The organism is Streptomyces sp. NRRL F-2664 (assembly GCF_000719345.1).
Lineage (GTDB): Bacteria > Actinomycetota > Actinomycetes > Streptomycetales > Streptomycetaceae > Streptomyces.
Genome location: NZ_JOFX01000017.1, coordinates 1 through 22,615, shown reverse-complemented (window position 1 = coordinate 22,615; position 22,615 = coordinate 1). Strand labels below are relative to the sequence as shown.

At 75.1% G+C, this 22,615-nt stretch carries 16 protein-coding genes and 2 pseudogenes; 10 read left to right on the top strand and 8 right to left on the bottom strand.

Annotated features, from left to right (window positions below):
* Positions 1-16: 16 nt before the first annotated feature.
* Together IF89_RS0116730 and IF89_RS0116725 are read left to right on the top strand one after the other, a co-directional pair.
* Positions 17-862, top strand: a complete 846-nt coding sequence (locus IF89_RS0116730; RefSeq protein ID WP_030767866.1) for a LysR family transcriptional regulator — start codon at positions 17-19, stop codon at positions 860-862.
* Positions 859-1,998 (top strand): aminopeptidase P family protein, encoded by a 1,140-nt coding sequence (locus IF89_RS0116725; protein WP_030767863.1) that lies wholly within the window; start codon positions 859-861, stop codon positions 1,996-1,998. Before IF89_RS0116730 ends, IF89_RS0116725 begins: the two co-directional genes overlap by 4 nt.
* Before the next feature lie 10 nt (positions 1,999-2,008).
* Here the strand turns inward: IF89_RS0116725 and treZ are convergent, their stop codons facing one another.
* A complete protein-coding gene (gene treZ, locus IF89_RS0116720; protein ID WP_030767861.1) occupies positions 2,009-3,757 on the bottom strand; it encodes a malto-oligosyltrehalose trehalohydrolase in 1,749 nt (582 codons plus the stop codon).
* A 111-nt stretch (positions 3,758-3,868) separates the two neighbouring features.
* On the opposite strand from treZ, the gene IF89_RS0116715 reads away from it, so the two are divergent.
* The gene (locus IF89_RS0116715) at positions 3,869-4,432 is read left to right on the top strand and encodes a DUF1707 and FHA domain-containing protein (RefSeq protein WP_030767859.1); all 564 of its coding nucleotides are present in this window, start codon (positions 3,869-3,871) and stop codon (positions 4,430-4,432) included.
* Between the two features lie 84 nt (positions 4,433-4,516).
* On the opposite strand, the gene IF89_RS0116710 is transcribed toward IF89_RS0116715, so the two are convergent.
* Positions 4,517-5,911, bottom strand: a complete 1,395-nt coding sequence (locus IF89_RS0116710; RefSeq protein ID WP_063831308.1) for a M14 family zinc carboxypeptidase — start codon at positions 5,909-5,911, stop codon at positions 4,517-4,519.
* A 191-nt stretch (positions 5,912-6,102) separates the two neighbouring features.
* Entirely contained in the window at positions 6,103-8,394 is a 2,292-nt protein-coding gene (gene treY / locus IF89_RS0116705) for a malto-oligosyltrehalose synthase (protein ID WP_051807127.1), read from the bottom strand.
* Positions 8,395-8,476: 82 nt separating this feature from the next.
* Between treY and IF89_RS0116700 the strand changes: the two genes are divergently transcribed.
* On the top strand, positions 8,477-9,745 hold the full coding sequence (locus IF89_RS0116700; protein WP_030767851.1) for an MFS transporter: 1,269 nt from the start codon (positions 8,477-8,479) through the stop codon (positions 9,743-9,745).
* Here IF89_RS0116700 and glgX read toward each other — a convergent pair.
* Complete coding sequence (gene glgX / locus IF89_RS0116695; protein WP_030767849.1) at positions 9,730-11,844, bottom strand: glycogen debranching protein GlgX; 2,115 nt, start codon at positions 11,842-11,844, stop codon at positions 9,730-9,732. The genes IF89_RS0116700 and glgX overlap by 16 nt on opposite strands.
* 286 nt (positions 11,845-12,130) lie before the next feature.
* Between glgX and IF89_RS0116690 the strand changes: the two genes are divergently transcribed.
* Positions 12,131-13,408, top strand: a complete 1,278-nt coding sequence (locus tag IF89_RS0116690) for an SAV2148 family HEPN domain-containing protein (RefSeq protein ID WP_030767847.1) — start codon at positions 12,131-12,133, stop codon at positions 13,406-13,408.
* A gap of 99 nt (positions 13,409-13,507) precedes the next feature.
* Entirely contained in the window at positions 13,508-14,245 is a 738-nt protein-coding gene (locus tag IF89_RS0116685) for a 3'-5' exonuclease (protein WP_030767844.1), read from the top strand.
* Positions 14,246-14,287: 42 nt separating this feature from the next.
* On the opposite strand, the gene IF89_RS0116680 is transcribed toward IF89_RS0116685, so the two are convergent.
* Positions 14,288-15,073, bottom strand: coding sequence for an alpha/beta fold hydrolase (locus IF89_RS0116680; protein WP_030767841.1), 786 nt, complete (start codon positions 15,071-15,073; stop codon positions 14,288-14,290).
* Positions 15,074-15,112: 39 nt separating this feature from the next.
* On the bottom strand, positions 15,113-15,976 hold the full coding sequence (locus IF89_RS0116675; protein ID WP_030767838.1) for an aminoglycoside phosphotransferase family protein: 864 nt from the start codon (positions 15,974-15,976) through the stop codon (positions 15,113-15,115).
* Positions 15,977-16,276: 300 nt separating this feature from the next.
* Here IF89_RS0116675 and IF89_RS0116670 point away from each other — a divergent pair, with 300 nt between their 5' ends.
* From IF89_RS0116670 to IF89_RS0116655, 4 genes and pseudogenes are all read left to right on the top strand, one after another.
* A complete protein-coding gene (locus IF89_RS0116670; protein WP_063831307.1) occupies positions 16,277-18,682 on the top strand; it encodes an FUSC family protein in 2,406 nt (801 codons plus the stop codon).
* A pseudogene (gene mgt, locus IF89_RS0116665) lies at positions 18,683-19,929 on the top strand (macrolide-inactivating glycosyltransferase).
* 29 nt (positions 19,930-19,958) lie between these two features.
* Positions 19,959-20,534 (top strand): DUF1697 domain-containing protein, encoded by a 576-nt coding sequence (locus IF89_RS0116660; protein WP_030767831.1) that lies wholly within the window; start codon positions 19,959-19,961, stop codon positions 20,532-20,534.
* Positions 20,535-20,680: 146 nt separating this feature from the next.
* A complete protein-coding gene (locus tag IF89_RS0116655; RefSeq protein ID WP_030767828.1) occupies positions 20,681-21,682 on the top strand; it encodes a ketopantoate reductase family protein in 1,002 nt (333 codons plus the stop codon).
* A 34-nt stretch (positions 21,683-21,716) separates the two neighbouring features.
* Here the strand turns inward: IF89_RS0116655 and IF89_RS0116650 are convergent, their stop codons facing one another.
* On the bottom strand, positions 21,717-22,472 hold the full coding sequence (locus IF89_RS0116650; RefSeq protein WP_030767825.1) for a sirohydrochlorin chelatase: 756 nt from the start codon (positions 22,470-22,472) through the stop codon (positions 21,717-21,719).
* A 5-nt stretch (positions 22,473-22,477) separates the two neighbouring features.
* Positions 22,478-22,615: pseudogene (locus tag IF89_RS44635) on the bottom strand (ABC transporter permease); the annotation flags it as partial.

The following is a 22,615-nucleotide window of genomic DNA, read 5'->3' as shown; positions in this document are numbered from 1 at the left end:
AGCAATCCTGATGACCATGGATCCGCACCTGCTCCGCACCTTCGTCACCGTCGCCCGGCTGGCGTCCTTCTCCGGCGCAGCCCGCGAGCTGGGCTACACCCAGTCGGCCGTCTCCCAGCACATCGCCGCACTCGAAGGGGACCTCCGGGCGGAACTCCTCACCCGCCGGCCCGTCGCCCCGACCGCGGCCGGGGCGCGGCTCCTGGAGCACGCCGGCCCGCTGCTCCTGCGGCTCGGCGCCGCGCGCGCCGACGTACGGCGGCTGGCCGCCGCCCCGTCCGGCCGCGTCACGCTCGCCGCGTCCCCGCTCGCCGTCGGCCCGCGCGTCCTCGCCGCCCTCCCCGCCACCGGGGCCACCCTGCGCGTCCTGCCCCCGGCCGAGGTGCCCGCCGCGGTCGCCACCGGCGACTGCGATCTGGGGCTGGTCGACGGTGCGGCCGCCCCCAGCGATCCGCTGCGGCTGCCCGACGTGGCACCGCTCACCGTCACCGGAGCCGACGAGGAGGAGCTGGCCGTACTGCTCCCCGACGGGCACCCCTTCGCCGGACGGACGGCCCTCCGCCTCGACGACCTCGCCGACGCCCGCTGGATCGACGCCCCCGGGGTCGGCCTGCCCCTCACCGCCGCCCGCGCCTCCGTCCGCTACGAGGGCACCGATCTGCACGCCCTCTGCGCGCTGGCCGCCGCCGGGCACGGCCTGGCCCTCCTCCCGCGCCGCGTCGCCGAAGCCGCCGGGGCGGGCACCGCCGTACCGCTGTCGGCCCCGCGCCTGGTGCACCGTACGGAACTGCTCTCGCCCGGTGCCCCGACCGGCGCGGCCGCCGTCCTCGCCGCCCGGCTCACGGCAGGATCCCCCGTATGACCGATGACACCGGCTCCGCCGGGCCCGCCCCCTTCACCGCGGCCGACTACGCCGCCCGCATGGCCGCGGCCGTGCGGAGCGCCGCCGACGCGGGGCTCGCCGGGCTGCTGATCGCTCCCGGCCCGGACCTGACCCACCTCACCGGATACCGCCCCACCGCCGAGACCGAACGCCTCACCCTCCTCGTCCTGACCGCCGGGAAGGAACCGGTACTCGTCGTGCCGGCCCTGGAGGCGCCCGACGCCGCCCAGGCACCCGGAGCCGCCGCGCTGACCCTGCGGGACTGGGCCGACGGGCAGGACCCGTACGCCCTGACCGCCCCGCTGCTGGACCTCCGCGGTCGCTTCGGGGTGAGCGACAACACGTGGGCCCTGCATCTCCTCGGCATCCAGCAGGCGTTGCCGGGCGCGACCTGCGCGCCGCTCACGGACTGCCTGCCGATGCTCCGCGCCGTGAAGGACCCGCGGGAGCTGGAGCGGCTGGCCGCCGCGGCGGCCGCCGCGGACGCCGCCTACGCGCAGGTCCTCCACCTCCCCTTCGCCGGCCGCAGGGAGAGCGACGTCGCCGCAGACCTGGCCGACCTGCTGCGGGCGCACGGCCATTCCCGCGTCGACTTCACCGTGGTCGGCTCCGGCCCCAACGGGGCGAACCCGCACCACGAGGCCGCCGACCGCGTGATCCGCCCCGGCGACATGGTGGTCCTGGACTTCGGCGGCCTGCGCTTCGGCTACGGCTCCGACATCTCCCGCACCGTGCACGTCGGCGAGCCCACCGCCGAGGAGCAGCGCGTCCACGACATCGTCCGCGAGGCCCAGCAGGCCGGTGTGGCGGCGGTCCGGCCGGGCGTCGCCTGCCAGGAGGTGGACCGGGCGGCACGGGCGGTGATCACCGAATTCGGCTACGGCGACCGCTTCATCCACCGCACCGGCCACGGCATCGGCGTCACCACCCACGAGCCTCCGTACATGGTCGAGGGCGAGGAGCAGCCACTGGTGCCCGGCATGTGCTTCTCGGTGGAGCCGGGCGTGTACCTCCCGGGCCGGTTCGGCGTCCGTATCGAGGACATCGTGACCGTCACCGAGGACGGCGGGCGCCGCCTCAACAACGCCCCGCGTGACCTTGCGGTCGTCGAATAGGCCGGCGCCGTCAGGGGCCGAGGACCGCCGCCGATTCTCCCGGCAGGTGGATCCGCCCGTCCGGACCGGGGTGCTCCAGCGGATCCCAGGACGCCAGCACCCGCACCCCGTTGCGGCCCAGCGCGATCGTCACCGGCTCGGCGGAGAGGTTCACCGCCACCCGTACGTCGCCCCGCCGGAAGGTGAGCCAGCGCCGCTCCTCGTCGTGCGCGACCCGGACCGCCGCCAGGTCCGGGTCGCGCAGGTCCGGGTGGGTGCGGCGGAGCGCGACCAGGGTGCGGTACCAGTCCAGCAGGCGTGCGTGGAGAAGCAGTTCGGGCTCCGACCAGTCCAGGCAGGAGCGGTCCCGGGTGGCCGGGTCCTGCGGGTCGGGGATCTCCTCGGCCTTCCAGCCGTGCGCCGCGAACTCCCGGCGCCGGCCACTGCGTACGGCTTCGGCGAGCTCCGGGTCCGGGTGGTCGGTGAAGTACTGCCACGGGGTGCGCGCGCCCCACTCCTCGCCCATGAACAGCATCGGTACGAAGGGCCCGGTGAGGGCCACCGTCGCCGCGCAGGCCAGCAGGCCGGGGGAGAGGGAGCCGGAGAGCCGGTCGCCGAGCGCCCGGTTGCCGATCTGGTCGTGGGTCTGGGTGTAGCCGACGAACCGGTGCGCGGGAGTCCGGCGGTGGTCCACCGGCCGGCCGTGCGTGCGGCCGCGGAAGGAGGACCAGGTCCCGTCGTGGAAGAACACCCGGGTCAGCGTCTTGGCCAGGGCGGTCAGCGGGGCCTCGGCGAAGTCGGCGTAATAGCCCTGGGACTCGCCGGTCAGCGCGCAGTGCAGGGCGTGGTGGAAGTCGTCGTTCCACTGTGCCTGCACGCCCAGGCCGCCGGCGGCGCGCGGGGTGGTGGTGCGCGGGTCGCACCGGTCGGACTCGGCGATCAGGAACAACGGGCGGCCGGTCTCCGCCACGAGACCGTCGACCGCCGCGGACAGTTCCTCCAGGAAGGTCAGCGCCCGCCCGTCCGCCAGCGCGTGCACGGCGTCGAGCCGCAGTCCGTCGATCCCGTAGTCGCGCAGCCAGGCCAGCGCGCTGCCGGTGAGGTAGGCGCGGACCTCGTCTGAGCCGGGCGCGTCCAGGTTCACCGCGGCACCCCACGGGGTGTGGTGGGTGTCGGTGAAGTACGGGCCGAAGGCGGGCAGGTGGTTGCCCGACGGGCCGAGGTGGTTGTGCACCACGTCGAGGATCACGCCCAGTCCGGCCGCGTGCGCGGCGTCGGTGAACCGGGCCAGTCCGGCCGGGCCGCCGTACGGCTCGTGGACCGCCCACGGCGCGACCCCGTCGTAGCCCCAGCCGTGCCGGCCGGCGAAGGAGCACACCGGCATCAGCTCCACGTGCGTGACACCGAGGGCAGTGAGGTGGCCGAGGCGGGCCGCGGCCGCGTCGAAGGTGCCCTCCGGGGTGAAGGTGCCGACGTGGAGTTCGTACAGGACCGCGTCCTGGAGCGGGACGCCCGGTGACGGGGTGCGCCGCCGGGCGAGGGCCTCGAAGTCCACGACGGCGGACAGGCCGTCGGGCCCGTCGGGCAGCCGCCGGCCGCGCGGGTCGGGCCGCGGGGACGGGTCCCCGTCCAGGAGGAAGCCGTAGCGGCTGCCGTCCTCCGCGGGGGCCTGCGCGGTCCACCAGCCGTCCCGGTCCGGATCGGGTGCCATGTCGTATGTCGCGTCGTCGAGCCGCAGCGCGACCCGGCCCGTCAGCGGTGCCCACACCTCGAACTGCACGGGCGGCCCCCTCGTCTGTCGGCGGTGTCCAGCATGCCCATCGTGCCCATCATTCCGGGCGTCGCGGGGGAGTTCTGGACACTCCGCCCCCGACGGGCCGACAATCACCCTGTGACGTCGAGTTTCGAACTTCCTGCCTTCCCCGCGCCGCGGCTGTCGGACGCCGAGCGAGACCGTGCGCTGGGCCAGCTCAGGGAGGGTGCGGCCCTCGGCAAGCTGTCCCACGACACCTTCCTGCGCCGCATGGAACTCGCCCTCGTGGCCCGCCGTTCCGAGGACCTCGCCGTCCTCACCGCGGACCTCCAGACCAGGGAGGCCGCCGAAAGTCCGTGGACACGGCGGTTGTTCGGCTGGGTCGGCCGGGTCTCCGCGGTGTCCGCCGGTGTCCGGCGCGCCTGGACGGCCGAGCGCCTGCCGAAACTGCTGCTGCCGCACCCGAGCGCGGCGGCCCTCAGGATCGGCCGCGACCCGGGGAACGGGCTGCGGCTCAGCCACGAGACCGTCTCCCGGATGCACGCCGAACTCAGTCTGCGCGACGGGGTGTGGGTGCTCAAGGACCTCGGCTCCACCAACGGCACCACCGTCAACGGGCGCCGGGTGACGGGCTCCGCGGTGGTCCGCGACGGCGACCAGGTCGGCTTCGGCAACATGACCTTCCGACTGTCGGCGGGCTGACGGCGGCCGGCGGCCGGTGCGCACCGAGCCCGCCCCGCCGCCGCCGAACACATCCGTACGAGAAGCCTCGCACCCGACGTTCCCCTACGTCCTGTCCGTGGCGCGGGCGGACGCCAGGAGTCTGTCGTAGGCGGCCAGGACGGTGCGGGACTGGTGTTCCACCTGGGTGGCGACCGGGATCCAGCGGGCGCCGAACCGCGTCGCGAACTCCTCGCACCACCCCGTGACCAGCCGGTCCAGCCCCGGGGCCGCAGGATGTCCTTCGGCGCGCAGGACCCGCAGCAGCATCGCCGCTGCGCGCAGCGACAGCCGCCGTCCGAAGGCGTCGATGCTGGCGATGTACGCCGTCGTGGCCTCCGCCGGGGCGCCGGGGCCGGTCCACTCCGCCGTGATCCGGGGGATCAGCGCGAGCGTCCAGTCCACCGCGCGCAGCAGCGCTGCCGCCGCCGGGTCCTCGGGCCCGCCGGGGCCGGGCAGGTCCAGGCCGCGGGCCCGCTCCCGGGCCGCGCCGACCAGCGCGGCGTCCGCCGTGAGGCGCGCGGCGAGCATCCGCAGGGCGCCGCGCGCGTCGGGGTGCGGAGCCGGATCGTCCACCAGGTCCGAGGCCCACATGGGGACTTCGACGATCGCGGTGGTGCCGGCGTAGCGATGGGCGTGGTACCAGGTGCTCAGCCGGGTGTCCTCGGGGTGGAAGGCGCCGGCGGCCTCGCTGCCCGGCTGGGGGATGACGAAGATCCCCGGCCCGGGGGAGGGCCACCCGGCGGCGTCCGAGGCCCCGTTCTCCACCGGGATGCGCAGTTCGGCGGCCGACTTCGCGAACGGCTCGGCGAGGCCGGGTATGTCCCGGGTGAGCTGCACCCAGGTGCCGCCGAGATCGGTGGCGTGCAGGGAGACCTGGAGGACGGGCCGCAGCTCGTCGATGAGCGCGGTCAGCGCGAGGGTCTCCGGCGGCAGCCGGTCCGCGGGCAGTAAGGACGGCGCCCACTCGGGCTGTTCGGGCCCCGGCGGCCGGAAGAAGTACCGGTGGTAGTCCAGGAGCGAGTACGGGCGGGGCGTGCGGTGCAGCTCCGCGCCGTCCGGGTCGGCGCAGAGCAGGAAGTGCCAGCGGCAGCCGGCCCGGGGCGCCGGGTCGCGCAGCAGCCGGCGGACGAGCGAGAGTGCCGTGGCGCCGCCGACGGGCTCGTTGGCGTGCGCCCCGGCCACGACGAGCACGTCACGGACGCCTCCGCACCCCGGGCCGCCGACGCTGCCACCGGGTCCGCCGGAGCGGCTGGGAGCGCCGGGTGCGCGGGATCCGCCCGGGCCGCCGGGACCGTCCTCGACGGCTGCGACGGCTCGGGCGGTCGCCGCTACGGACAGCACCCAGATCGGCCGCCCGGCCCGCGAGGTGCCGGCCTGGCGGAGTCCTACCTCGCTCGGGTGTTCGTCCGCCAGAGCGCGGGCGGCCAGCCCGAGTTCCTGCGGAGTGGGGTAGCACATGTCACGGAGGAGATTCACATGGGATGCCATGCCCGCCGGGCCCGCCGCCTACTGCTGTGAGGCCCCCGCATTTCCCCCGATTTCCAGGAAAATCCCTGGCCAAGGCTGCACCGGGGGTTCCGGCCGCCGCCGCCACCCCTGGTGCCGACCCGGCCGCCCCCGCCGTTCCGGGGCCGGCCGCGGGCGGGCCGTCAGCGGCGGAGCCAGAGGCCCACCGGGTGGCCGGCCAGCAGGGACGCCACCTCGGCCGAACCGCTGTACGCCGCGCCGGTGCCCCCATCGGTACGGGCGGGCAGGACGGGGGTCCACGTGCCGGGCGGCAGGTCCAGCCGGGTATCGCGCCAGCCGCCCGACGCCGCCAGCCGGTGGGACAGCCGCGTGGCCGCCACCAGCAGGCCGGGGGCGCGGGTGAAGGCCAGCAGGTGACCGGCCGCCGGGCCCCGGGCCGCGACGGGGGCGTAGCCGCGGAACAGTTCCGGGCGGTCGCGGCGCAGCCGCAGCAGCGCCGCCGTGAGGGCCAGCTTCTCCTCGGCCGGGCCGACCGGCTCGGCCCCCGCGTCCAGCCGTGCCAGCGCCTCCCGGGGGAAGTGTGCCGGGCGCCGGTTGTCCGGGTCGACCAGGGCCCGGTACTCGGTCTCCGCGCCCTGGTAGACCTCCGGGACGCCGGGCATGGCGAGGTGCAGCAGCGCCATGCCCAGCAGGTTCGCGCGGGCGGCCTCCGCGAGGTCCGCGGGGAGGTCGAGCGGGGCCGGCGCACAGGCCGGGACGCCCTCCTCGTACTTCTCGTTCCGGTCGGTCCAACTGGTGTGCAGGGCCGCCTCCCGGGCCCCCTTCAGCAGGGCGTCGGCCATCCGCGGCACCGCCTCCGGGACCCGGCCGAGCCCCAGCGCGGTCTGCCGGGCCACCCAGGCCAGGTGGGGGTCGCGGGCAGCCTCCCCGCCGGCCGGGCCGTCCGGCCCGGCCATCGCCTCCGGAGCCTGGGACAGCACGGAGATCCGGGCCCTGACGTCCGCGCTGCGCTTGGTGTCGTGCGTGGACAGCACCGTGCCCGTCGAGGGCCAGTCACGCTCCAGGGCGGCGCAGTACGCGTGGAACTCCTCCGGCGACACCGCCGGACACCCCGGCTCCCCGCCCACCTCCGTCGCCGACAGCAGCGGCGCGTACCGGTAGAACGCGCGGTCCTCCAACGACTTGGCGCGCAGGGCCGCGGAGGTCTGCGCGAAGCGGGCGGCGAAGGCCGGGTCGCGCAGCATCAGCTCCCGTACCCCGGCAACCGCGGCCGGGCCGGCCGCCTGCGCCGCCCGCTCCAGGGCCTGCGGCGGCAGCTCCGGTTCGCCCGGGTAGGGACGGTAGACGGGGAAGGCGATCAGCAACTCCCTCACGGCCACGGCCAGCTCCGCCCCGGCACGGCGCTCCAGCGCCCGCAGCTCGGCGGCCAGGTCGCCGGTGAGCACCTCCCGCGCGCAGTCCCGGGCGGTCTCCCGCCACGACGGCAGCCCGGTGAACTCCACGTATTGCCGCGCCAGTTCGGCCGCGCCGCCGGGATCGGTGAACACCCCGTCGACCCGGTGCAGCGCGTCGTAGCCGGTGGTGCCCGCCACCGGCCACCCGGCCGGCAGCCGCTCGTGCCGGGCCAGGATCTTCTCCACCACCACCCAGCAGCCGTCGCCCGCCGCGGCCCGCAGCCGGTGCAGGTACTCCTCCGGATCGGCCAGTCCGTCCACGTGGTCGATCCGCAGCCCCTCCGCGACCCCGTCGCGGACCAGCTCCAGTACCTTCGCGTGGGTGGCCGTGAAGACCTCCGGGTCCTCAACCCGCACCCCGATGAGCTCGGAAATGGTGAAGAAGCGCCGGTAGTTGAGCGTGGCAGCGGTCTCCCTCCACCAGACGGGCCGGTACCACTGCGCCGACAGCAGTTCCGGCAGCGCCAGCCCCTCGGTCCCCTCCCGCAGCGGGAACTCCTGCTCCCCGTGGCGCAGCACCCCGCCGTCGACCCGCAGCTCGCAGGTGTCGGGCGGGCCGGGCAGCAGGGGGAGCACCACCTGCCCGCCGCCCGCCTCCCAGTCGATGTCGAACCAGCGGGCGTACGGCGAGGCGGGCCCGTCCCGCAGCACCTCCCACAGGGCCCGGTTCAGCCGCAGCGGCGTCGGCACCGCCATGTGGTTGGGCACGATGTCGAGGACCAGGCCCAGCCCGTGCGCGCGGGCGGCCCCGGCCAGCGACCGCAGGCCGGCCTCTCCGCCGAGTTCGGCCCGTACGCGCGAGTGGTCGGTGACGTCGTACCCGTGGGTCGACCCGGGCGCCGCCTCCAGGACGGGGGACAGGTGCAGATGCGACACGCCGAGCGAGGCGAGGTGCGGCACGGCCGCCTCGGCCGCCGCGAAGGGGAAGTCCGGGCGCAGTTGGAGACGGTAGGTCGACGCCGGGGCGACAGGGGTCGGACCATCGGATGCCGGTGCGGGGGTCGGATGCGGCTGGCTCATGAGAACGTACGTACCCAACCTGCCGGATTCCGTGCCATGACCCAATGCATCCGAGTGACTGCACCGCGTTAGTGTCGATCAAGTGCTTGGAACCGTCGACACCTATCGAAGAGTCATCGCCCTGACCGGGCCCCTACTCCCGCTCGTCTCCTTCCTCGCCCGGCTGCCCGTCGCGATGTCCCAGTTCGGGAGCTTCCTGCTGGTCGCGCAGACCAGCGGCTCCCTGGCGACCGCCGGCATCGTCGGAGGGGCTCTCTCCGTCGGCCAGGTCCTGTTCGGACCCGTCCTCGGCCGGCTCGCCGACCGGCACGGCCAGCGGCCCGTCGTGCTGGCCGCGGCCGCGGTGAACGCCGTCGCCACGGCCGCCCTGGTCGCCGGTGCCCTCACCCACCTGGCGACGCTTCCGCTCGCCGCGGTCGGCGCCCTCACCGGCGCCTCCGTACCGCTGATCGGGCCGCTCGCGCGGACCCGCTCCGTCGCCCTGGCCCACCGTGCCGGCGCCGACGAGGACGTGGTGGGCGCCGTCCACGCGCTCGAAGGCACCCTGGACGAGGTCTCCTTCGTCTTCGGGCCCGCCCTGGTCGGGCTCGCCGCGCTGCTCGCACACCCCGCCTTCGCGCTGGCCGGCGCCGCCGGACTCGTGGCCGTCTTCGGCAGCGTCTTCGCCCTGCACCCCACCGCCTCCGCCACCCCCGGCTCCCCGGCACCCCAGCGGCGGCCGGCCGGCCGGGCGCGGACGCCCGCCGTGGTGCACGCCGTACGCGGCTCCCTCGCACTGCAGGGCGTGATGTTCGGCGCCTGCCAGGCCGGCATCACCGCGCTCACCATCCGCCTCGGCGTCCCGGACCAGGCCGCCGTCGTGTACTCCGCGATGGGCGTCGTCAGCGCCGCCGTCGGCCTCGCACTCGGCGCGCTGCCCGCACGCTTCGGCCTGCGGCTGCGCTGGCGGGTGGCGACCGGCGCCGCCCTCGTGTTCTCGGCGCCGCTGCTGGTCACCGACGGCCTGTGGCCGCTGTACGCGGTCGTCACCGTGCTCGGGGCCGCCTACGCCCCGCATCTGATCACCGCCTTCGCCCTGACCGAGCGGGCCGTGGAGCCGTCCCGGCTCGGCACCGCCATGGCCTTCGCGGCGAGCAGCCTGGTGGCCGGGCAGGCCGCCGCACTCGTCGTCGCCGGGCGCCTCGCGGAGCGGTACGGCCCGGGCGGGGCCTTCGCCGTGGCTGTGGGGGCGGCCGCACTGAGCCTGGGCCTCGCACTCGCCACCCGCGTGCCGACGGCCCGCGAGCCCGCCGCGGCGGGCCCGCTCGCCGTCCCGGGCCAGGAGCCCGGCCCCGCCTACGCCGGCCGCTGAAGCACCACCAGGCACCGCCCCGTCAGCGCCACCCGGTCGCCGGCCGCGTACTGCGGCCCGGTACCGGGTGGCAGCACCTCCGCCCGGGAGGTGTCCACCACCAGCCTCCACTGCGCCCCGTGCCCCGGCGGCACGGTGAACTCCTGCGGATCCGGGTCCGCGTTGAACATCAGCAGAAACGAGTCGTCCGTGATCCGCTCCCCGCGACTGCCCGGCTCGGAGATCGCCTCCCCGTTGAGGAACACCGTCAGCGCCCGCGCGTGCTGCGCCTGCCAGTCGCGGGCCCGCATCTCCTCGCCGTGCGGTGTGAACCAGGCGATGTCGGACAGCTCGTCGTGGGTGCCCTCCACCGGCCGCCCGTGGAAGAACCGGCGCCGCCGGAACACCGGGTGGTCGCGCCGCAGCCACACCATCCGCCGGGTGAACTCCAGCAGCGGCGGGACCGGCTTGCCGGGCTCCGGCCAGCTCACCCACGACAGTTCGTTGTCCTGGCAGTAGGCGTTGTTGTTGCCGTCCTGCGTGCGGGCGAACTCGTCGCCGTGACTGAGCATCGGCACTCCCTGCGACAGCAGCAGGGTCGCCGTGAAGTTGCGCATCTGCCGCTCGCGCAGCGCCAGGATCTCCGGGTCCTCGGTCGGGCCCTCCACCCCGCAGTTCCACGACCGGTTGTGGCTCTCGCCGTCCCGGTTGCCCTCGCGGTTGGCCTCGTTGTGCTTCTCGTTGTACGAGACCAGGTCGTTCAGGGTGAACCCGTCGTGGCAGGTGGTGAAGTTGATGGACGCCAGCGGGCGCCGCCCGTCGTCCTGGTAGAGGTCCGACGATCCCGTCAGCCGTCCCGCGAACTCCGCGAGCGTACGCGGCTGTCCGCGCCACAAGTCCCGCACCGTGTCCCGGTACTTGCCGTTCCACTCCGTCCACAGCGGCGGGAAGTTCCCCACCTGGTAGCCGCCCTCGCCCAGGTCCCACGGCTCCGCGATCAGCTTCACCTGGCTGACCACCGGGTCCTGCTGGACCAGGTCGAAGAACGACGACAGCCGGTCCACCTCGTGGAACTGCCGGGCCAGCGTCGCCGCGAGGTCGAAGCGGAAGCCGTCCACGTGCATCTCGGTGACCCAGTAGCGCAGCGAGTCCATGATCAGCTGGAGGACGTGCGGGGAGCGCATCAGCAGCGAGTTCCCGGTGCCCGTGGTGTCCATGTAGTGCCGCGGATCGTCCGACAGCCGGTAGTAGGAGGCGTTGTCCAGCCCGCGGAAGGACAGCGTCGGACCCAGGTGGTTGCCCTCGGCGGTGTGGTTGTAGACGACGTCGAGGATCACCTCGATGCCCGCCTCGTGCAGGGCCCGCACGGCCGACTTGAACTCCAGCACCTGCTGGCCGCGGTCACCCGACGCGTAGCCGTTGTGCGGGGCGAAGAAACCGATGGTGTTGTAGCCCCAGTAGTTGCTCAGCCCGTCGTTGACCAGCCGGTGGTCGTTGACGAACTGGTGCACCGGCATCAGCTCCAGCGCCGTGACCCCGAGCTTGGTCAGGTGGCCGATCACCGCCGGGTGCGCGAGCGCCCCGTATGTTCCGCGCAGCTCCTCGGGCAGCTCGGGATGACGCATGGTCAGTCCCTTGACGTGGGCCTCGTACAGCACGGTGTGGTGGTACTCGTGGCGCGGCGGCCGGTCGTTGGCCCAGTCGAAGTACGGGTTCACCACCACCGAGCTCATGGTGTGCGGGGCGGAGTCCAGGTCGTTTCGGGAGTCCGGGCGCCCGAAGTGGTACCCGTACACCGCCTCGTTCCAGTTCACGCTGCCGCTGATCGCCCGCGCGTACGGGTCCAGCAGCAGCTTGGCCGCGTTGCAGCGCCGGCCGCGCTCCGGCTCGTAGGGGCCGTGCACGCGGAAGCCGTAGCGCTGCCCCGGCATGATGCCGGGCAGGTACGCGTGGCGGACGAAGGCGTCCGTCTCCCGCAGCTCGACGGCGGTCTCCGAACCGTCGTCGTGGAGGAGGCACAGCTCGATGCGCCGGGCTGCCTCCGAGTAGACGGCGAAGTTGGTGCCGGCGCCGTCGTAGGTGGCCCCGAGGGGATACGCCTGTCCTGGCCAGACCTGCATAGACAACGACTCTTCCCTCGGTGTCGAAGACGTTCCCGGATGATCCGGCGTGGACCGCGTCACTGCCAGATCTTCCCCGAAAGAGGGGCCGCAAGCGCGGACTTGGGAGTGGTCCTACCGGGTGACCCGCAGAGCGGACAGTAGGGTCAGCGGACTGTCGGTGCATCGGACAATGCGTCAATGGACGGTCCGTGTGCCGGCCATCGGGCTGCACCGGGCGGCGCGCGCGGGATACCCTTCCGTGATCACTGGAGACGGGCGTCCAGACGCAGAAGGCGGTGCACGGGTGAGCTCGGGAGGTCTGGAGCTGCCCCCTGGTGACAGCAGTCACGAGGGTGGCCCGGCGGACTCCTCTGGGGGTGTCCCCGGCGGGGCGCCGGCGGGGATCCCGGCGGGGGCGGTCTCCCTGGCGGGCGGGGCGGCGGAGGCAGGCAGCGAGCGGGCCGGCGCCGAACTGGACTGGGGCGCGGAGGCCTGGAGCGAGGTCCGTACGCGGGCGCAGCGGGCCGGCCGGGCGTACATCTGGCTCAACCTGATCGAGCAGCGGCTGCGGTCGGTGGTCGGGGCGGTGCTGCGGCCGATCTACGAACCGGTGCACGGCGGGGACGACTGGGTCGTCGCGGCCGCCGGGCCCGCCGGGCAGGAGTGGGTGCAGCGGGCGGTCGCCGTACGCGAGGTCAGCCGCCGCAAGGGCTACCTCCTCGACTCCGCCGACGACAACGTGCTGAGCTTCCTGACCCTGCCGCAGCTGCGCGAGCTGATGGCCCAGCACTGGCCCTGCTTCGAGCCGTACTTCGACGACCGGCGCGAGATCGAGCTGGCCCTGGACGAACTGGAGGTCACCCGCAACGTCGTCTCCCGCAACCGGGCGCTGTCGCGTCCGGTGCTGGAGCAGGCGGAACGGGCCTCGGCACGGCTGCTGGAGGTACTGGGCGGGGGTTCCGGCAGCCCCGCCGCGGACCGGCTGCCGATCGACGCCGTCGAGGACCTGGTGGGCGACCGGTACGCGGACGTCGTCTCGGTCCACCCCGACCGGGTGCGGCTCCAGCGCAACCTCCCCGCGGAGGACCTCTTCGGGGGCGCGCGGCGGCTCGACGCCATCGGGATAGGCCTCAACCTGCTCGTGCAGAACTTCTCGGGGCGAAGACTCGTCCGGCTCACGGAGGCGGGCTGCCGGGTCCGACTGCTGTTCCTGAACCCGGCGAGCAGCGCGGTCAAACGGCGCGAGCGGGAGCTGGGGCTGCGCAAGGGCGAGCTGAGCCGCTCGGTGGAGATGAACATCCTGCACGTGCGCCGCGTCCGGGCAGGGCTGCGGGACCCCTCGCGGTTCGAGATCCACGTCTTCGACGAGACGCCGCGTTTCACCGCCTATCTGGTGGAGGGGAAGTCCTCGGGCATCGCGGTGGTCCAGTCGTACCTGCGGCGGGCACGGGGCATGGAATCGCCGGTGATGGTGCTGCGCGGAGGCGGCCGGGGGGTGCCCAAGGACGCCGACCACGGCCTGTTCACCACCTACCGGGAGGAGTTCGAGTCGATGTGGGAGGACTCCCGCCCGGTGTCGTGACCCCCGCGCCCGTCGCCGAGGGGCCCGTCGGCGGGCTTGTCAGTGGCCCGTGGCAGGCTGAAACCCGTTGACCGAAGGTGTACGGGGGAGGGACACGGGGTGGAGGACCAGCGCGGTACGGGGGGATGGCACGGCCGGGTGCTGATCGGGTTCGACCTGGAGACGACCGGCACGGAGCCGGGCGAGTCGAGGATCGTGACGGCGGCCGTCGTCGAGGTGCGCGGCGGCACGGTGCACGAGCGGCGGGGCTGGCTCGCGGATCCCGGGATACCGATCCCGGAGGGGGCCTCCGCCATCCACGGGATCAGCACGGAGCGGGCCGTCGCCGAGGGCCGTCCGGTGCGCGAGGTGGCCGACGAGGTCGCGGAGACGCTGGTCGCCCACTGGCGCACGGGCGCGGTGGTCGTGGCGTACAACGCGGCCTTCGACCTGACCCTGCTCAGTGCCGAACTGGCCCGGCACGGGCTGCCGTCGCTGGCCGACCGGCTGGGTGGCGAGGAGACCGGACCGGTGGTGGACCCGCTGACCATCGACCGCGCCGTGGACCGCTTCCGGCGCGGCAAGCGGACCCTGGAGGCGGTCTGCGGGGTGTACGGGGTCACCCTGGAGGAGGCCCACGACGCAGGCGCCGACGCGCTGGCCGCGGTCCACGTGGCCCGCGCCATAGCCCAACGGCACCCGCAGGTGGCCGGGTTGACCCCGGCCGACCTGCACGCCCGTCAGAGCACCTGGCACGCCCGGTGGGCCCGGGACTTCCAGTCCTACCTGCGCCGCCAGGGCACCCCGGACGCGGTGATCGACACGGCCTGGCCCCTGCGCGCCCTGCTCCCGGCCTGACGGGCCCGGCCTGACGGGCCCGCCCTGACGGGGCGCAGGCTGTCAGCGGGCGAGGAACGGGATCAGTGCCGCCGTGAGGGCGTCGGGGGCGTCCAGCGCGATGAGGTGGGCGGCCGTCGGGAACTCGACGAGAACGGCGCCGGGGATCTCGGCGGCGTAGCGCCGGCCGATGTCCTGGAAGTCGGCGACGTCGAGCTTCCCGATCCCGACCAGCGTCGGGACGGAGAGCGTCGAGACGTCGGCCCGGGCGCCGCCCTGGGAGTGCTCCCCGACGACGTCCTGGTTCACGAGCGAGGTGCGGACCGGTCCGCGGAGCCGGTCGGCCAGTCCGGGGGCGACGTCGTCCCACGAACGGGCCGGACCGCGCACCCACATGTCCAGGTTGACGGCGACCGCCGCGTCCAGGTCGCCCGCGGCCAGGGCCTGCGTCTCTGCCGCGTCGTACGCGATCATCTCCGCGCCCCAGTCGTAGCCCCGCCACGGCGCGGCCAGCACCGCGAGGGAGTGGACGCGCTCCGGGTGGGTGAGGGCGAAGTCCAGGGCCACGCGCCCGCCCCAGGACGCGCCGACGAGCCGGACGCGCTCGTGGCCCAAGTGGTCCAGGAGCCGGCGCAGGTCGTCGGTCTCGGTGAACGGACCGCTCGGCGGCGCGGACTGCCCGAACCCGCGCAGGTCGTAGCGGATGACGGTGTGCCGTTCCGCCAGGGCGGGCACGACCGCGTCCCACATGTGGTGGTCTGCGATGCCGGCGTGCACGAGGACGACCGGCGGGCCGTCGCCGGTGACGACGTAAGAGAGGTGCCCGAGGTCGTCGGAGAGTGTGATCATCCGTAGATGTTCGCAGGTCGGCGGGCTGCCCACCAGCCTTCAGAAGGCGTGCCAACGCGCTCGTGCGTCGCCGCTGCGCAGGGAGGCCACGCGGCGGCGGAACTCGGTGCGGGCGGCCGCGTCGACGGGTGCGCGCTGGGCCACCCAGGCGCAGGAGGCCGTTTCGCGGGCACCGCGCAGGACCGCACAGCCCTCCCAGTCGCGGACGTCCCACCCGTACGCCGCGGCGAACGCCCCGTACTCGGCCGGGGGAGTGCCGTACCGGTCGTGGGAGAGGGCCATCACCACCAGGTCGTGCTCGCGCAGGTCGGCCGACACGGTCTCCAGGTCGACCAGCGCCGGGCCGTCGGGGCCCACGTGGACGTTGCGGGGCAGGGCGTCGCCGTGGATCGGGCCCGGCGGCAGGTGCGGGGTCAGGGCCGCCACCTCGTCGGCGTAGGCGTCCCGGCGGGAGCGCAGGTACGCGGCGTCGGCCGGGTCGACGGCGTCCCCGGCCAGGCGCAGCCAGCGCTCCACCCCGCCGAGGAGGTCCCGGCCCGGCAGGGTGAACGGCGGTGCGGGCAGCGCGTGGACGGCCCGCAGCAGCACCGCCAGGTCCTCGGGACCCGCCGGCCGCACCGCGTCGGGCAGCCGGTGCCACAGGGTCAGCGGATGCCCGTCCACCAGCCGCGGCTCCGGTTCGGCCGCCCGGACCGCGGGGACACCCGACGCGGCGAACCAGTCGGCCACCGCGAGTTCCCGCGCGGCGCGTTCCAGCAGCGCGGCCTCCCGGCCCACCTTGACGACCAGGTCGCCGACGGCGAACACGGCGTTCTCGCCGAGCGCGAGCAGCGCCGGTTCCGGGGCCGCGCCCCCGGTGAGGCCCGCCGCCGCCAGTACGTCCCTCGCCCGCCCTTCGTCCATGCGGGCCGTTCTACCACTCCGGCCGGAGGGGGCGCCGAGCGGGCCGTACCGCGCCTGCGGCTTCTTCGCGGCCGCACCGGCACCGGCGCCGGCGGCGCCCGGTCCGGTGTCCGGCCGGACTGCGCGTGATCCACGGCGGATCGGCGGGCGTCGCCGCGACCGCCCGGCCCAGGAGGCGGGGGGACCGGGCACCCGCGCCGCCGCACCCGGGAAACCGGCTCCGACCCCTCCCCGGGGCATGTCCGGGCGCCGGCCGCCCGGCGGGTGGTGGCATCCTGCCGACGGCCCGATGCTGGAGTGGTGGGCGCCGAACGCGACGGACGCGCGGGCCGTGGCCCGGGGACGGTGGCGCGGCGCGCGATCCGCACCACCCTCGCCGCATGCGGCAGCTTCTACCTGTTCCTCTACGGGCTGGACCAGCCCGTGGCGGCCACGTACGCCCTCTTCGGCGTCGTGTCGATGGCGGCGCTCTCCCACATCCCCGGCACCGGCCGACAGCGAGCGGCCGTCATGGCCCGGACCATGCCCGCGGTGTGGCTGCTGGTGGCCGCAGGCACCTTCCTCGCGGTACGGACCTGGAGCGCCGTGGCCGGCATGCTGGTGATCGGTTTCGCCCTGGCCTTCGTGGCGGCGGCCGGCCCCCGCGCGGCGGGCGCGAATCCGGGGCTGCAACTGCTGTACATCATGCCGAGCTTCCCGCCCTACGCCCCGGACACCCTCGGCGCGCGGCTCCTCGGCGTCACCTTCGGGCTCGTCCTGCTGGTCCTCGCCGAACTCTTCGTCCTGCCCGAACCCCGCGGCCCCACCTACCGGCAACGGGCCGCCGAGGCCGGCCGGGTGGCCGCGCGCTGCGCGGACGAGCTGGGCCGCGCGCCGTACACCCTGTCCGCGGCGACCGTGGCGGACCTGCATGCCGCCGGCGAGGCGCTGCGCCCCCTGCGGGTCGACGAGGCCGACCGTCCGGCGGGGCCGGGCCTGCGCGACCGGGCCCTGGCCCATGCGGGCCTGGCCGCCCGCACGCTCCTCGGGCGCATGCAGCACCTGCCGGCGCCGCCGCCGGGCAAGGCACCGCTGAAGCCGGGGGCGGACCTGCTGGATGCGGTGGGCCGGGCCGCGGCCGCAACGGCCGACCTCCTGGCCGGCACCGGCACCGGCGGCGGTCGCGACGGCCGTCATGTCGGCGGCGGAGCCGGTGACGGTGCGCACGGTGGCGGCGCGCACGGCGAGGCCATGAGGCTGCGGCGGCTGCGCGAGGAGGCCGGCGACCGCGCCGAGCACGAGGAGCACGGCCTGACGGCCGCCCGCGGCCGGCGCCGGGCCGCGCTGCTGGAGGTCGCGGACGCCGCCGCGGCCTTCGACACGGCTTCGGAAATCGCGGTACGCGGCCGACGCGCACGCATCCCCGGCGGGGTCGACGCCATCCGCTTCTGGTACGCGGGCCGCAGTGCGCCGCAGCTGTGGGGGCACCGTCTGCTGGCCCACGCCGGGCCCCGGTCCGTGTACTTCCAGAACGCCGTCCGGATCGCCCTCGCGCTCGGCGCCGCACGGACCGTCGCCGGCGTGGAGTCCCTGCCGCACGGCTTCTGGGCGATGCTGGCCGTCCTCAGCCTGACCCGGACCACCGCCGCCCAGACCAGGGCCACGGTGCGCCAGGCACTGGCCGGGACGCTGCTCGGTGCGCTGTCGGCCGCCGGCGTACTGGCCCTGGTCGGCGGGCGGACCACCGTCTACGCCGTCGTCCTGCCGGTGATCATGGTCGTCGCGTTCCGGGTCGGACCGGTCCGCGGCGTGGGGTGGGCCCAGGGGATGTTCACCCTCGTCGTGTCCTTCGTCTTCGCGCAGCTCGCACCGGTGACCTGGCGGCTCGCCGAGGTCCGGCTGATGGACGTGCTCATCGGCAGCATGATCGGTGTCGTCTTCGGACTGCTGGCATGGCCGCGCGGAGCCCAGGCCGAGCTGCACCGGGCGGTCGCCGAACTCCTGGAGCGGGAGGCCGAGGCGGTCGAGCGCACCACGGCCGCGGTGGTGGCGGGGATGCCGGGGGCGGTGCCGGACGACCGGGCGCTCCGGCGTGCGCTGGCCCTGGCGGAGAGCGCGTACGCGCAACGCCAGGGCGAGCCGAGGGCGCCGGCGCCGGGGGCTCCGGACTGGCAGGCGGCGATGATGACGGGCCACCACGTGCTGTGGGGCTCACGCCGGCTGCTCGCCCGCTCCGGGCCCGTCCTCGACCTGGTCCACCGAGACCGTCTCGGCGGCCGTACCGCCGCCCTGGTCGCGCAGATCTATGCCGCCGCGCAGCGAGCCCGGGCCGCCACCCCGGCGGCGCCCGTCCCGGCGCCGTCCCTGTCGGCGGCGCCGGCCTCCGGCGCCGGCGCCCCGCCCGAGCCGGACACCGCCTCGGCGGCCGCCGAACCGGCCCGGGCCGGGGGTTCCCCGCCCGGCACGGCCGCCGGGCCGGGTGCCGCCGCAGCCTCCGGCGGAGCGGGCGGCGGACCGGCGCCGACGGCAGGTGCCGACCCGGAGGCGGCCGATCCGGAAGCGGCCGACCCGGAGGCGCCGGCCGACGGTCAGGGGTATCCCGATACGCCCGAGAGCGTGGCGCCTTCGCGGTACTTCGGGGCCCTTGCGTGGCTGGAGTCGCTCACCGTCGACGTCGATCGCGTGCTGGCACCGTGCCGTGCAGGGGCGGCCCCACCGCGGAAATAGTTGCACGAGACGTCTCGTCTCGTTATGGTCGGGGCATGACCTCAGCCAAGCCCGCCCACATCGCCATGTTCTCCATCGCCGCCCACGGCCACGTGAACCCCAGCATCGAGGTGATCCGCGAGCTCGTGGCCCGCGGCCACCGCGTCAGCTACGCCATCCCCGCCTCGTTCGCCGACAAGGTCGCCGAGACCGGCGCCACGCCCGTCGTCTACACCTCCACCCTCCCCACCGACGACGATCCCGAGGCGTGGGGCACCGAACTCATCGACAATCTGGAGCCGTTCCTCGACGACGCGGTCCAGGTCCTCCCGCAGCTCGCCGCCGCCTTCGACGGGGACGAACCGGACCTCGTCATCCACGACATCACCTCCTACCCGGCCCCCGTCCTCGCCCACCGCTGGGGCGTCCCCGCCGTCTCCCTCTCCCCGAACCTCGTCGCCTGGGAGGGGTACGAACAGGAGGTGGCCGAGCCGATGCTCGCCGAGCTGAAGGCCTCCGAGCGCGGGCAGGCCTACTACGCGAGGTTCGCCGCGTGGCTCACCGAGAACGGCCTCGGCGACCAGGTCGACCGCTTCCAGGGCCGCCCCCGCCGCAGCCTCGTCCTGATCCCCCGGGCCCTCCAGCCCCACGCCGACCGTGTCGACGAGAGCGTGCACACCTTCGTGGGAGCCTGCCGGGGCGACCACAGCGCCGGCCAAGGCACCTGGACCCGGCCCGCGGCCGCCTACGGCAAGAAGATCGTCCTGGTCTCGCTCGGCTCGACCTTCACCAAGCAGCCCGTCTTCTACCGCGCCTGCATCGAAGCCTTCGCGGACCTGCCCGACTGGTACGTCGTCCTCCAGATCGGCAGGTTCACCGACGAGGCCGACCTCGGCGAGGTGCCCCCCGGCGTCGAGGTCCACCGCTGGGTGCCCCAGCTGGACATCCTGCGCCAGGCCGACGCCTTCATCACCCACGCCGGTGCGGGCGGCAGCCAGGAAGGACTCGCCACCGCCACCCCGATGGTCGCCGTCCCCCAGGCCGTCGACCAGTTCGGCAACGCCGACATGCTGGCCGCCCTGGGCGTGGCCCGGCACGTTCCGATGGCCGACGCCGACGCGGCAACCCTCCGCGAGGCGGTCCTCTCCCTCGTCACCGACCCCGCCGTCGCCGCCCGCGCCGAGGAGATCCGGGCCGCGATGGCGACCGAGGGCGGCACCCGCCAGGCCGCCGACCTCATCGAGGCCGAACTGCCCGAACCCGCCTGACTGTCGCAGCCGCGCCCTAAGGTGCCCCCATGACCAAGACGTACGCGGCGCTGCTGCGCGGGATCAATGTCGGCGGGAGCAAGAAGGTCCCGATGGCGGAGCTGCGCTCCCTGCTGGAAGGCCTCGGCCACGGCAGCGTCCAGACCTACCTGCAGAGCGGCAACGCCGTCTTCAGCAGCGCGAACACCGACCCGGTGGCGCTCGCCCGGGAGCTGGAGGGCGCCATCGAAGCCCACTTCGGCTTCCGGGTCGCCTGCCTGGTGATGGACGGGGCCTACCTGCGCGCCGTCGTCGACGCCTGCCCGTTCCCGGCGGCCGAGCTGGAGGGCAAGCAGCTCCACGCCACCTTCTTCTCCGAGCAGCCCGGTCCCGAGCGGTTCGCCGCGCTCGACGCGGCCGCGTTCCTCCCCGAGGAGTACCGGCTCGGCGACCGCGTCCTCTACCTCCACGTCCCCGACGGCCTCGGCCGCTCCAAACTGGCCGAGGCCCTGACCCGGCCCGCCGTCGTCAAGGGCATCGACGCCACCACCCGCAACTGGAACACCGTCACCAAACTGGTGGAGCTGACCGACCCGACCCGACCCGACCTGACCGACCCGACCTGACCGACCCGAACCGACCGACCGACCCGAACCGACCGGTCCCGACCGACCGGGCCGCCGCCGCGAACCCGTCCTGCCCCGGCGCGGGCGGGGACCTGCGACCGGCCCCGGGGGAGACGGAGTCGGCGGGGTGTGCCAGGCTCGTCGGCATGCGGTACATCATCATCGGCGCGGGCGCCGTGGGCGCCACCATCGGCGGACGCCTCGCGCAGGCCGGCGGCGAGGTCGTCCTCGTCGCACGCGGCGCACACGCGGAGGCCCTGCGGGCCGACGGGCTGCGGCTCACCACGGCGGACGGCCCCCGCGTGCACCGGCTGCCGGTGGTCACCGGACCGGCCGAGATGGGCGAACTGCGCCCGGACGACGTGCTGTTGCTGACCGTGAAGACCCAGGACGCCATCGCGGCGCTCGACGCGTGGGGCGACGCGGAGGTCGCAGGCGGCGGCACGGCCGCGCAGCGCCTGCCGGTGCTCTGCGCGCAGAACGGCGTGGAGAGCGAGCGGCTCGCGCTGCGGCGCTTCGCGCGCGTGTACGGCGTGTGCGTCTGGCTGCCCGCCACCTTCCTGGAGCCCGGCGTCGTCACCGCGCTGTGCGCCCCGCTGACCGGCATCCTGCACCTGGGCCGGGCCGCGGGCGGCGCCGACGCCTTCAGCCGGACCGTCTCGGGCGACCTCGCCCGGGCCGGCTTCGAGGCGCCCGTGGTCGACGACGTCATGCGGTGGAAGTACGCCAAGCTCCTGGGGAACCTCGGCAACGCGATCCAGGCGACGACCGGCCCCGAACCGGATCCCGCGAAGGCGGCGCTGCTGGCCCGCGCCGCACGCGAGGCCAAGGCCGCCTTCGCGGCGGCCGGCATCGCCCATGCCTCGGACGCCGAGCAGACGCAGGCCCGCGACGGGAAGGTCGACCAGCCGCCGGGCGTGCGGGGCGGGTCCTCCTGGCAGAGCCTGGCGCGCGGCACCGGCTCGGTGGAAGCGGACTACCTCAACGGCGAGATCTCACTGCTGGGCCGCCTGCACGGCGTTCCCACCCCGGTCAACGACGTCCTGCGGCACGCCGCGAACATCTTCGCCCGGGAGGGCCTGCCGCCCGGAGCGATGTCGGTCGCGGACCTGACGGCCCTCGCCGACGAAGCAGCGGCCCGCGCCTGACCGGCGCCGGCACCGCCGTCGGCTCCCCGGACGCTCAGGCCGTCAGTGCCGGGAGCCGGGTGGGCGCCGCGGCCGCCGCGTCGTAGCGGCGCAGCAGCAGGAGGCCCAGCTCCGGAGCGGCGCCCAGGACTTCGGCCAGCACATCGGCGCCCGCGGCCTCCGCGCCGGCCGCGATGCGGTCCGGGAGCCGGCCGGGGGCGATGACGTACGGCGCCACCGCCACCCGGGCGAAGCCCTCGGCCCGCAGGGCCCGTACGGCGTCCTCCGTACGGGGGAGCGCGGCGGAGGCGAACGCAGGCCGCACGGCGCACCAACCGGTGCGCCGCCACTCCCGCGCGATGTCAGCGATCACTGCGATCGCCTCCGGGTCCGTGGAGCCGGCGGACGCGAGCACCACCGCGGTGGTGGTGCGGTCCGCCGGGGTCAGGCCGGCTTCGGACAGCCGGCGTTCCAGCGCGTCGACGAGCAGCGGGGACGGGCCCAGGACGTCCGCCACCGAGACGGAGAGGCCCGGCAGCCGGGTGAGCGCCTCCGACAGTGCCGCCGGGACGTCGGCCTTCGCGTGGAAGGCCCGCGTCAGCAGCAGCGGCAGGGCCACCACGTCGCGGACACCATCGGCGTACAGCGCCGACAGCACCTGCTCGACCCGCGGGGCGTTGAAGTCCAGGAAGGCCGTCTCCACCCGCAGACCGGGCCGCAGCGCCCGCACCCGCCGGGTGAGGGCGTGCACGGTCGCGGCGTGCCGCGGATCGCGGCTGCCGTGGGCGATGACCAGCAGTGCGGGCGCCATGCCGGTCAGCTCTTCACCAGCAGGCCGCGGCTGCGCAGCACATAGCGTTCGACGGGGCTGAAGATCAGCAGGTCGATGGCGATGCCGACGACGAGGATCAGGATGATGGCGAGGAAGACGCCGGGGAGGTCGATGTTGTTGCG

Bases quoted from the DNA above. Each gene is read 5' to 3' on its own strand.
- IF89_RS0116710 (WP_063831308.1), bottom strand. From the start codon at position 5,911: ATGTGCTACCCCACTCCGCAGGAACTCGGGCTGGCCGCCCGCGCTCTG.
- IF89_RS0116725 (WP_030767863.1), top strand. From the start codon at position 859: ATGACCGATGACACCGGCTCCGCCGGGCCCGCCCCCTTCACCGCGGCC.
- IF89_RS0116650 (WP_030767825.1), bottom strand. From the start codon at position 22,472: ATGGCGCCCGCACTGCTGGTCATCGCCCACGGCAGCCGCGATCCGCGG.
- IF89_RS0116675 (WP_030767838.1), bottom strand. From the start codon at position 15,976: ATGGACGAAGGGCGGGCGAGGGACGTACTGGCGGCGGCGGGCCTCACC.
- IF89_RS0116730 (WP_030767866.1), top strand. From the start codon at position 17: ATGGATCCGCACCTGCTCCGCACCTTCGTCACCGTCGCCCGGCTGGCG.
- treY (WP_051807127.1), bottom strand. From the start codon at position 8,394: ATGAGCCAGCCGCATCCGACCCCCGCACCGGCATCCGATGGTCCGACC.
- IF89_RS0116655 (WP_030767828.1), top strand. From the start codon at position 20,681: ATGCGGTACATCATCATCGGCGCGGGCGCCGTGGGCGCCACCATCGGC.
- glgX (WP_030767849.1), bottom strand. From the start codon at position 11,844: ATGCAGGTCTGGCCAGGACAGGCGTATCCCCTCGGGGCCACCTACGAC.
- IF89_RS0116660 (WP_030767831.1), top strand. From the start codon at position 19,959: ATGACCAAGACGTACGCGGCGCTGCTGCGCGGGATCAATGTCGGCGGG.
- IF89_RS0116680 (WP_030767841.1), bottom strand. From the start codon at position 15,073: ATGATCACACTCTCCGACGACCTCGGGCACCTCTCTTACGTCGTCACC.